Source organism: uncultured Microbacterium sp., from assembly GCF_913776565.1.
Taxonomy (GTDB): domain Bacteria; phylum Actinomycetota; class Actinomycetes; order Actinomycetales; family Microbacteriaceae; genus Microbacterium.
Map to the genome: position 1 here is coordinate 1 of NZ_CAJYPF010000211.1, position 6,622 is coordinate 6,622.

The 6,622-nt window shown below is 71.5% G+C and carries 9 protein-coding genes; all 9 read right to left on the reverse strand.

Features of this window, described 5'->3' with window-relative positions; genetic code table 11:
* Positions 1-226, reverse strand: a 226-nt coding sequence (locus QZ433_RS11995) for an enoyl-CoA hydratase/isomerase family protein (protein WP_295783737.1), incomplete at its 3' end; no start/stop codon positions are given.
* Entirely contained in the window at positions 223-1,398 is a 1,176-nt protein-coding gene (gene paaE, locus QZ433_RS12000; RefSeq protein WP_295783740.1) for a 1,2-phenylacetyl-CoA epoxidase subunit PaaE, read from the reverse strand. The genes paaE and QZ433_RS11995, both read right to left, overlap by 4 nt.
* Positions 1,398-1,880, reverse strand: coding sequence for a 1,2-phenylacetyl-CoA epoxidase subunit PaaD (gene paaD, locus QZ433_RS12005; RefSeq protein ID WP_295783742.1), 483 nt, complete (start codon positions 1,878-1,880; stop codon positions 1,398-1,400). Before paaD ends, paaE begins: the two co-directional genes overlap by 1 nt.
* Positions 1,877-2,773, reverse strand: a complete 897-nt coding sequence (gene paaC, locus QZ433_RS12010; RefSeq protein ID WP_295783745.1) for a 1,2-phenylacetyl-CoA epoxidase subunit PaaC — start codon at positions 2,771-2,773, stop codon at positions 1,877-1,879. Before paaC ends, paaD begins: the two co-directional genes overlap by 4 nt.
* A 62-nt stretch (positions 2,774-2,835) precedes the next feature.
* Positions 2,836-3,141 carry a 1,2-phenylacetyl-CoA epoxidase subunit PaaB gene (paaB, locus tag QZ433_RS12015; RefSeq protein ID WP_055838158.1) on the reverse strand — a complete coding sequence of 102 codons (306 nt, stop codon included), beginning with the start codon at positions 3,139-3,141 and terminating at the stop codon, positions 2,836-2,838.
* Positions 3,141-4,112: a 1,2-phenylacetyl-CoA epoxidase subunit PaaA gene (paaA, locus tag QZ433_RS12020; RefSeq protein WP_295783753.1), complete on the reverse strand. Its 972-nt coding sequence runs from the start codon at positions 4,110-4,112 to the stop codon at positions 3,141-3,143. The genes paaB and paaA overlap by 1 nt, the downstream gene beginning before the upstream one ends.
* Positions 4,113-4,366: 254 nt before the next feature.
* The gene (locus tag QZ433_RS12025) at positions 4,367-5,677 is read right to left on the reverse strand and encodes an AMP-binding protein (protein ID WP_295783756.1); all 1,311 of its coding nucleotides are present in this window, start codon (positions 5,675-5,677) and stop codon (positions 4,367-4,369) included.
* Positions 5,674-6,186: a hydroxyphenylacetyl-CoA thioesterase PaaI gene (paaI, locus tag QZ433_RS12030; RefSeq protein ID WP_366761934.1), complete on the reverse strand. Its 513-nt coding sequence runs from the start codon at positions 6,184-6,186 to the stop codon at positions 5,674-5,676. Before paaI ends, QZ433_RS12025 begins: the two co-directional genes overlap by 4 nt.
* Positions 6,187-6,197: 11 nt before the next feature.
* Positions 6,198-6,622 (reverse strand): MaoC/PaaZ C-terminal domain-containing protein (locus QZ433_RS12035; protein WP_295783759.1); only part of this gene is annotated, 425 nt, incomplete at its 5' end.

Here is a 6,622-nt window from a genome sequence, read left to right on the forward strand (position 1 = left end):
CGACGTCGTCGGTCGCCGGGTCGACGCCCGAGATGTCGCGACCGGCGCAGAACGACGGGCCCTCTCCGCGCAGCAGCACGGCGCGGGCCCCGTCGGCCTCGGCGCGGTCGTAGGCGGCGGCGAGGTCGTGCAGATCCGTCAGGCCCAGGGCGTTGCGCCGGGAGGGGGCGTCGAGGACGATCTCGGCGACGTCGTCGGCGAAGCGGTAGTCGATCACGGTGCTCATCCGTCGTAGTCGACCCGCACGGCGTCGGAGGTCGGGTGCGATTGGCAGGTGAGCACGTATCCGCGCGCGATCTCGTCGGGCTCGAGGGCGTAGTTCTCGGTCATCGAGACCGCCCCCTCGATCACCCGCGCCCGGCACGTGCCGCACACCCCTCCCGCGCATGCGAACGGCACGTCGGGACGCACCCGCAGGGCCGCCGCGAGGATCGTCTCGTTCGCTGCGACCGGGCTGTCGACGGATGCCGACTGACCGTCGAGCGTGAAGTCGATCCGCCGCACCGGCTCGTCGGCCCGCACGCGCACCGGGCGCGCTCCCCCGGTCTGCGCGGGGGCGTCGCCGTCGCCCGCGGTGAACAGCTCGAAGCGGACGCGCTCGCGCGCGACACCCACCTCGGCGAGGGTCTCGCGGCACAGCTCGACGAGCGCGAACGGTCCGCACAGGAACCACTCGTCGACGGATGCCGGGTCGATGAGCCGCGACAGGATCAGACGCAGCCGCTCCTCGTCGATGCGGCCCGAGAACACGGGCGCCGCGCGCTGCTCGCGCGAGAGCACGTGGTGCAGCGTGAGACGAGAGGGGTAGCGGTCCTTGAGGTCGGCGAGCTCGTCGACGAACATCACGTCGGTCGAGGAGCGGTTGGCGTAGACGATCGTCATGCGGCTCTCGGCCGAGCGCTCGAGCACGTCGGTCGCGAGCGCCATGATCGGCGTGATGCCGGACCCCGCGGCGATCGCGACGACGTGCCCGGTCGCGGTGGACGCCCTCGAGACGAAGGTGCCCTGCGGGCTCATCACCTCGATCTCGTCGCCCGGGCGCAGGCCCTCGTGCGCCCAGCTCGAGAAGCGCCCGTCCGGGTCGCGCTTGATGCCGACGCTGATGCTCCCCCGCGCGGGCGGGCGGCACAGCGAGTAGGAGCGGCGCAGGTCGTCGCCGTCGACGCGCGCGCGCAGGGCGACGTACTGCCCGGCGGCGTAGTCGAAGGCGTCGGCGAGCTCGTCGGGGACGGCGAAGGTCACCTCGATCGCGGTCGGGGTCAGCGGGCGCACGTCGGCGACCCGCAGGGTGTGGAATCTCGCGCGGGCGCGCCCGCCGGTCTCGCGCACCGCGCCGAGGGTCGAGGGGGCCGGGGTCGAGGGGGCCGGGGTCACGGCATCCGTGTCCGTCGTCGTCATCAGAGGGCCTTGAAGTGGTCGAAGGGTTCGAGGCACGCGCGGCACTCCCAGTGCGACTTGCACGAGGTCGAGCCGAAACGCGAGACCTCGCGGGTGTTCAGGGAACCGCAGCGGGGGCACGCGACGCTCAGCTTCACGCGGATGGGACCCGCGGGCGCGCGACCGGTGGGCGGGGCGATGCCGTACGCGGTCAGCTTGCGTTTGCCCTCGTCGCTCATCCAGTCGGTGGTCCACGCGGGCGAGAGCGTCGTCTTGACGACGGCGTCGTCGAAGCCGGCCGAGGTGAGGGCGAGGACGATGTCGTCGCGGATCGCGTCGACCGCGGGGCATCCCGAGTAGGTGGGCGTGATCGTGACGGTCACCGTGTCACCGTCGAGACGGACGTCGCGGAGCACTCCGAGGTCGTCGATCGTCAGCACCGGCACCTCGGGATCGACGACGGCCGCCGCGATCTCGCGGGCGCGTTCGAGGGTCGGGGTCACCACGTCGCCCCCGGGTGGCGGCGCGCGAGCACCTGCATCTCGGCGAGCAACGGCCCGAGGGCGGGGTGATGGCGCCCCTCACGTCCGCCCGCGGACGAGGCGGGCATCGCGGGCACGGGGACGTCCTCTTCGGCGAGCACCGCGACCAGCACCTCGTCGACCCGCCCGCGCAGCGTGGAGGGACGCACCGCGATCCCCTCGAGGCGGTCGTGCAGCGGCTCGTCGCGGAACAGCTCGTCGAGGTACGGCCAGGTGTCGTCGAGGCCGACCACGAAGCGTCGACGCGACTCCTCGGTCCCGCCCGCCAGGCGCAGCGTCCACTGCACCGCGTGGTCGCGGTGGTAGTCGACCTCTTTCTCGGCCTTGGCGGCGACCGCCGAGAGCACGGGATCGGAGGATGCCGCGAGCTCGCGGTACAGCTCGAGCAGGTAGGTCGAGGCGAGCAATTGACGGACGATCGTGTGGGCGAAGTCGCCGTTGGGAAGCTCGAACAGCCACGCGCTGCGGAACTCCCGCTCGTCGCGCCAATAGGCGAGGTCGTCCTCGCTGCGGCCGTCGTAGGTGCCGGCGTAGCGCAGCAGGGAACGCGCGTGGCCGAGCAGGTCGAGGGCGATGTTGCCGAGGGCGACGTCCTCTTCGAGCTCGGGGGCGCGGGCGATCCAGCCGCAGAGGTTCTGGGCGAGGATCAGCGCGTCGTCGCCCAGCCGCATCGCGTAGGCGGCGACGTCGGGGTCGGTGGCACGGTCCTCTCCCCCGGCGAGCTCGGCCGAGAGTTCGCGCGCGTCGAGCGAGACGGCGCCGTGCGGGTCGGCGCCGTGCGAGTCAGCGCCGTGCGGGTCAGCGCCGTGCGGGTCGGTGCCGTGCGCATCGGCGGCTTCGACAGGCTCAGCCACCGACGCCGCGTCAGGTCCCTGAGCCTGTCGAAGGGACCGGTCCCCGTGATCGGTCGAGATGCTCACAGGTGCGGCACCCCCTCGGAGGCGGTGTAGTACACCGCGTGCCGGTAGTTCTTGCCCGCGGGCGACTCGAAGAAGGCGCCCTTCGCTCCCGGATCGCTCGTCGTCACGGCATCCGAGGGGACGACCCAGACCGACACGCCCTCGCCGCGACGGGTGTAGAGATCGCGGGCGTTGCGGACGGCGAGTTCGGCGTCGGGCGCGTGCAGCGAACCGACGTGCACGTGGCTGAGGCCGCGGTTCGCGCGGACGAAGACCTCCCACAGGGGCCAGGTCTCGGCGGGGCTGCCTCCGGGCGTGGCCATCAGGCGGCCGCCGTCCCGGTGCGGGCGGCGCTCTTCTTCGCGGCGTAGGCCGCGGCGGCTTCGCGCACCCAGGCTCCCTCTTCGTGCGCGTCACGGCGGTGTTGACGGCGCATCGTGTTGAGCGGTCCGCGGCCCGCGAGCACCTCGTGGAACTCCGTCCAGTCGATCTCGCCCATGACGTACTCGCCGGTCTCGTCGTCGTAGCGCAGCTCGGGGTCGGGCAGGGTCACTCCCAGCACGGCCGCCTGCGGCACGAGCATCGAGACGAAGCGCTGCCGCAGTTCGTCGTTGCTGAAGCGCTTGATGTTCCACGCCATCGACTGCGCCGAGTTGGGCGAGTCGTCATCCGGGGGCCCGAACATCATCAGGCTCGGCCAGTACCAGCGGTTCACGGCATCCTGAGCCATCTCGCGCTGCTCCTCGGTGCCCTGCATGAGGGTGAGGAGGATCTCGAAGCCCTGACGCTGGTGGAACGACTCCTCCTTGCAGATGCGCACCATCGCCCGACCGTAGGGTCCGTACGACGCGCGGCACAGCGGCACCTGGTTGCAGATCGCGGCACCGTCGACGAGCCACCCGATGGCGCCCATGTCGGCCCACGTCGGCGTCGGGTAGTTGAAGATCGACGAGTACCGCGCCTTGCCGTCGACGAGCTGCTGGGTCATCTCGTCGCGCGTGATGCCGAGCGTCTGCGCCGCGGAGTAGAGGTACAGACCGTGACCCGCCTCGTCCTGCACCTTGGCGAGCAGAATCGACTTGCGCTTCAGGCTCGGCGCGCGGGTGATCCACGCCCCCTCGGGCTGCATGCCGATGATCTCGGAGTGCGCGTGCTGCGAGATCTGGCGGATGAGCGTGCGGCGGTAGGCCTCGGGCATCCAGTCGCGCGGCTCGATGCGGCCGTCCGCCTCGATGAGGGCGTGGAACATCTCCTCGCCGTCCCGGACGTCTCTGGGGGGTGCGGTCATCGTCATCGTCGACTCCTTTTACAGACCGATCGTTCAGTAAAGTGTATCCGCGGGCGCGGTGGTCCGCAACGGCTGCGCCGCTCCGACTCCCGCGAGGTCGCCCTCGAGCAGCAGGACGCAACGCAGGAAGAAGACGCAGCGGCGAGCGCGGTGCGGCGGAATCCAGAGGGTCGACGACCGCCCCCTCTCGCATCTCCTGCGTTTTGGACGCGAGACGTTCGCGCACGACCCGAGCCTGCGCCGCGACCCGTGCCCGCGGGTCAGCGCAGGTCGTAGACGCGCTTGTACTTGCCCTCGCTGCGGGGCAGGACGCCCGGCTCCTCGACGCGCACGTCGACGCTCGTCCCGATGAGCACCTTGATGCGCTGCCGCAGCACCACGCCCGCGGCCTCGCACACCTCGCGCTCCAGGGCCGGGTGCCGCTCGATGCGCACGGTCATGGCATCCATCCGCCCCTCTCGACGCAGTTCGAGGACGAAGTGCGGGGTGAGGGTCTCGATGCCCATCACGATCTCCTCGATCTGCGTCGGGAAGAGGTTCACGCCGCGCAGGATGATCATGTCGTCGTTGCGGCCGGTGATCTTCTCGATGCGCCGCATCGCAGGGAACGCCGTGCCGGGGCGCAGTCGGGTGAGGTCGCGGGTGCGGTAGCGGATGACCGGGAAGGCCTCCTTCGTGAGCGAGGTGAAGACGAGCTCCCCCAGCTCTCCGTCGGCGACGGGCTCGCCCGAGTCGCCGTCGATCGTCTCGGGGAGGAAGTGGTCCTCCCAGACGTGCGGTCCGTCCTTGGTGAGGGCGCTCTCGGATGCCACGCCCGGGCCCATCACCTCGCTCAGGCCGTAGATGTCGACGGCCACGATGTCGAGGCGGCGCTCGATCTCGCGGCGCATCTCGTTCGTCCAGGGCTCCGCCCCGAGCACGGCCACCTTGAGCGAGGTCGAGCGCGGATCGACGCCCGCCGCCTCCAGCGCATCGGCGATCGTCAGCAGGTAACTGGGCGTGCAGAGGATGGCATCCGGTTCGAAATCCTGGATGAGCTGCGCCTGACGCGCGGTCTGGCCGCCCGACATCGGGATCACGGTCGCGCCGAGGCGCTCGATGCCCGCGTGCGCACCGAGGCCCCCGGTGAACAGGCCGTAGCCGTAGGCGTTGTGCACGCGATCCCCGGGGCGGATGCCGGCGGCGCTCAGCGAACGCGCCACGAGGTCGGCCCACCGGTCGAGGTCTCCGGCCGTGTACCCGACGACGGTCGGACGCCCGGTGGTGCCCGACGAGGCGTGGATGCGGCGGACGTCGGCCATCGGCACCGCGAACATGCCGAAGGGGTAGGTCTCGCGCAGGTCGGCCTTGGTCGTGAAGGGCAGCAGGCGGATGTCGTCGAGGGTGCGGATGTGGTCGGGGTGCACGCCCGCCTCGTCGAACTTCCGGCGGTACAGCGCGACGCTGTCGTACGCGTGGCGCACCGTCCACTGCAACCGCTCGAGCTGCAGGGCGCGCAGGCGATCGAGCGGGATGCCGGTGGGATCGACGGATGCCAGGAAGTCCGGGCGCGATGCGGTGGTCAGGGTCATCGGGACACCTCCGTGGTGGGGAGCGCGGCGCTGCGCTCGTGGTCGTTCGCGGGTCGGGGGCCGGACGCTTCGACAGGCTCAGCCACCGGCGCTACGGCCGAGGCCCCTGAGCCCGTCGAAGGGACCGGAACCGGCGGCCGCCGATCCGTCGTGATGCTGCGGCCGCGCACCTCGGCGACGAGGTCGCCGGTCTCGTCGGTCACGCGGATGTCGTACAGGCCGGTCCGGCCGCTGCGCGCGCGGCGCGCGGCCGTCGCGGTGAGCGTCTGCCCCGCCGTCGTGGACTTCAGGAACGTGATGTCGGCGCCCCCGGCGACCGTCACCCGCTCGTCCTCGTTGCACGCGATCGCGAACGCCGTGTCGGCGAGGGTGAAGACGAGCCCGCCGTGCGTGATGGCGAAGCCGTTGAGCATGTCCTCGCGCACGGTCATCGACACGCGGGACTCCCCCGGCGCGTCGTGCTCGACGACCATGCCGAGCATCGCCGACGCCCGGTCGTTGCGCATCATCGGCCGCAGGCTCATGCGGGCACCGCCACGGGGGCCCAGGTCTTCGCCACCAGCGTGAGCACGTCGTACTGCGCGACGATCTCGTCGTCCTGGTTGCGGATCACGGCATCCCACCGCACCTCGCCGTACTCGTCCGTCTCCCGCGGGGTGATCTGCTTGGCCGTCAGGGCGACGCGGATGCGGTCGCCGGGTGAGACGGGGGTGAGAAACCGCAGGTTCTCCAGGCCCGAGTTGGCGAGCACCGGGCCGGGCGCCGGGTCGACGAAGAGCCCCGCCGCCCACGACACGAGCAGGTACCCGTGGGCCACGCGCCCCGGGAAGAAGGGGTTGGCCGCCGCGGACTCCTCGTCCATGTGCGCGTAGAACGTGTCTCCGGTGAAGCGCGCGAACACCTCGATGTCGTCGAGGGCGACCTCGCGCTCCGCGGACTCGACGG

Bases quoted from the DNA above. Each gene is read 5' to 3' on its own strand.
- paaB (WP_055838158.1), bottom strand. From the start codon at position 3,141: ATGGCCACGCCCGGAGGCAGCCCCGCCGAGACCTGGCCCCTGTGGGAG.
- paaE (WP_295783740.1), bottom strand. From the start codon at position 1,398: ATGACGACGACGGACACGGATGCCGTGACCCCGGCCCCCTCGACCCCG.
- QZ433_RS12025 (WP_295783756.1), bottom strand. From the start codon at position 5,677: ATGACCCTGACCACCGCATCGCGCCCGGACTTCCTGGCATCCGTCGAT.
- paaI (WP_366761934.1), bottom strand. From the start codon at position 6,186: ATGATGCGCAACGACCGGGCGTCGGCGATGCTCGGCATGGTCGTCGAG.
- paaA (WP_295783753.1), bottom strand. From the start codon at position 4,112: ATGACGATGACCGCACCCCCCAGAGACGTCCGGGACGGCGAGGAGATG.